This window comes from Chromobacterium vaccinii (genome assembly GCF_000971335.1).
Taxonomy (GTDB): domain Bacteria; phylum Pseudomonadota; class Gammaproteobacteria; order Burkholderiales; family Chromobacteriaceae; genus Chromobacterium; species Chromobacterium vaccinii.
This window is the reverse complement of sequence record NZ_JZJL01000110.1, coordinates 1-3,344: the sequence shown is the minus strand read 5'-3', so window position 1 is coordinate 3,344 and position 3,344 is coordinate 1. Positions and strand designations below refer to the sequence as shown.

At 52.5% G+C, this 3,344-nt stretch carries 2 rRNA genes; both read left to right on the top strand.

From position 1 onward, the window contains the following. Nucleotides 1–201 precede the first annotated feature (201 nt). Nucleotides 202–3,092 (top strand): 23S ribosomal RNA (locus tag VL52_RS22770). Between the two features lie 126 nt (nucleotides 3,093–3,218). Then, nucleotides 3,219–3,333: ribosomal RNA gene (rrf, locus tag VL52_RS22765) — 5S ribosomal RNA — on the top strand. Nucleotides 3,334–3,344: the final 11 nt, after the last annotated feature.

Here is a 3,344-nt window from a genome sequence, read left to right as displayed (position 1 = left end):
CGCCCGATCTTTAACAAACTGAAGAAGCCGAATATATTGAGACGGCGAGATGAAGGCATGAAGTTAATTCTGCATGCGGACAAATCGTCATCTTGGGTATTTGATTGTATCTAAGGCTGCGTCGCCATATCAAAAGGGGCGGTGCAGTCGTCGCACAAACACATCTTGTTGTTTTAGTGGTTTAGGCTGCTGAAATGATAGGGTCAAGCGACTAAGTGCATCTGGTGGATGCCTTGGCGATCACAGGCGATGAAGGACGTGTAAGCCTGCGAAAAGCGCGGGGGAGCTGGCAATAGAGCTTTGATCCCGCGATGTCCGAATGGGGAAACCCACCGCTTAGGCGGTATCCCTGACTGAATACATAGGTCAGAGGAGGCGAACCGAGTGAACTGAAACATCTAAGTAACTCGAGGAAAAGAAATCAACCGAGATTCCGTAAGTAGTGGCGAGCGAACGCGGAACAGCCTGTATGTGATAGAGATTGCGTTAGTGGAAGGTTCATGGAAAGGACCGCCGTAGTGGGTGATAGCCCCGTACACGAAAACGCATTCTTGGTACTAAGCATACGAGAAGTAGGGCGGGACACGCGAAATCCTGTCTGAATATGGGGGGACCATCCTCCAAGGCTAAATACTCGTGATCGACCGATAGTGAACCAGTACCGTGAGGGAAAGGCGAAAAGAACCCCGGGAGGGGAGTGAAATAGAACCTGAAACCGGATGCATACAAACAGTGGGAGCGGACTTGTTCCGTGACTGCGTACCTTTTGTATAATGGGTCAGCGACTTACGTTCAGTAGCAAGCTTAACCGAATAGGGGAGGCGTAGGGAAACCGAGTCCGAATAGGGCGCTTTAGTTGCTGGGCGTAGACCCGAAACCGAGTGATCTATCCATGGCCAGGATGAAGGTGCGGTAACACGCACTGGAGGTCCGAACCCACTAGTGTTGCAAAACTAGGGGATGAGCTGTGGATAGGGGTGAAAGGCTAAACAAACTCGGAGATAGCTGGTTCTCCCCGAAAACTATTTAGGTAGTGCCTCATGTATCACTTCCGGGGGTAAAGCACTGTTATGGCTAGGGGGTCATTGCGATTTACCAAACCATGGCAAACTCTGAATACCGGAAAGTGCGAGCATGGGAGACAGACGGTGGGTGCTAACGTCCATCGTCAAGAGGGAAACAACCCAGACCGCCAGCTAAGGTCCCAAATGATCAGTTAAGTGGTAAACGAAGTGGGAAGGCCCAGACAGCCAGGATGTTGGCTTAGAAGCAGCCATCATTTAAAGAAAGCGTAATAGCTCACTGGTCGAGTCGTCCTGCGCGGAAGATGTAACGGGGCTCAAACTGATAACCGAAGCTGCGGATGGGCGCGTAAGCGTCCGTGGTAGGGGAGCGTTCTGTAGGTCTGTGAAGGTGTCTCGTAAGGGATGCTGGAGATATCAGAAGTGCGAATGCTGACATGAGTAGCGATAAAGCGGGTGAAAAGCCCGCTCGCCGAAAGCCCAAGGTTTCCTACGCAACGTTCATCGGCGTAGGGTGAGTCGGCCCCTAAGGCGAGGCTGAAAAGCGTAGTCGATGGGAAACGGGTTAAAATTCCCGTACTTTTATGCAGTGCGATGTGGGGACGGAGAAGGTTAGGTCATCAGACTGTTGGAATAGTCTGTTTAAGCCGGTAGGCTGGAGTGGTAGGCAAATCCGCCGCTCCTTAAGGCCGAGAAGTGATGACGAGGGTCTACGGACCTGAAGTGACTGATACCACGCTTCCAGGAAAAGCCACTAAGCTTCAGCTGCATAAGAACCGTACCGCAAACCGACACAGGTGGGCAGGATGAGAATTCTAAGGCGCTTGAGAGAACTCAGGAGAAGGAACTCGGCAAATTGATACCGTAACTTCGGGAGAAGGTATGCCTGTTGAGGTGAATCCCCTGCGGGAGGAGCTTTGACAGGTCGCAGAGAATAGGTGGCTGCGACTGTTTAACAAAAACACAGCACTGTGCCAACACGAAAGTGGACGTATACGGTGTGACGCCTGCCCGGTGCCGGAAGGTTAAGTGATGGGGTGCAAGCTCTTGATCGAAGCCCCGGTAAACGGCGGCCGTAACTATAACGGTCCTAAGGTAGCGAAATTCCTTGTCGGGTAAGTTCCGACCCGCACGAATGGCGTAACGATGGCCACACTGTCTCCTCCTGAGACTCAGCGAAGTTGAAGTGTTTGTGAAGATGCAATCTACCCGCTGCTAGACGGAAAGACCCCGTGAACCTTTACTGTAGCTTTGCATTGGACTTTGAACAGACTTGTGTAGGATAGGTGGGAGGCTTTGAAGCTGAGACGCTAGTTTCAGTGGAGCCGTCCTTGAAATACCACCCTGGTGTGTTTGAGGTTCTAACCTTGGTCCGTGATCCGGATTGGGGACAGTGCATGGTAGGCAGTTTGACTGGGGCGGTCTCCTCCCAAAGTGTAACGGAGGAGTTCGAAGGTTACCTAGGTACGGTCGGAAATCGTGCTGATAGTGCAATGGCAAAAGGTAGCTTAACTGCGAGACCGACAAGTCGAGCAGGTGCGAAAGCAGGACATAGTGATCCGGTGGTTCTGAATGGAAGGGCCATCGCTCAACGGATAAAAGGTACTCCGGGGATAACAGGCTGATACCGCCCAAGAGTTCACATCGACGGCGGTGTTTGGCACCTCGATGTCGGCTCATCACATCCTGGGGCTGTAGCCGGTCCCAAGGGTATGGCTGTTCGCCATTTAAAGTGGTACGTGAGCTGGGTTCAAAACGTCGTGAGACAGTTTGGTCCCTATCTGCAGTGGGCGTTGGAAGTTTGACGGGGGCTGCTCCTAGTACGAGAGGACCGGAGTGGACGAACCTCTGGTGTACCGGTTGTCACGCCAGTGGCATAGCCGGGTAGCTAAGTTCGGAAGAGATAACCGCTGAAAGCATCTAAGCGGGAAACTTGCCTGAAGATGAGACTTCCCTGGAGGCTTGACCTCCCTGAAGAGTCGTTCGAGACCAGGACGTTGATAGGTCGGGTGTGGAAGCGCTGTGAGGCGTGAAGCTAACCGATACTAATTGCTCGTGAGGCTTGATCCTATCATTTGAGTGGCTTAGCAAGGCTAGGCGACGAGAGTGGATGTGCGAAGTACATCAAATACCGAATATATGCGGGTTGAGACGAGAGACTCAGCCCAGGCTTCTTCCAGTTTGTGCCAGTTTATGTCTGGTGGCCTTAGCGAGGTGGTCCCACGCCTTCCCATCCCGAACAGGACCGTGAAACGCCTTAGCGCCGATGATAGTGTGGCATTCGCCATGTGAAAGTAGGACACCGCCAGACGCCCCATACGA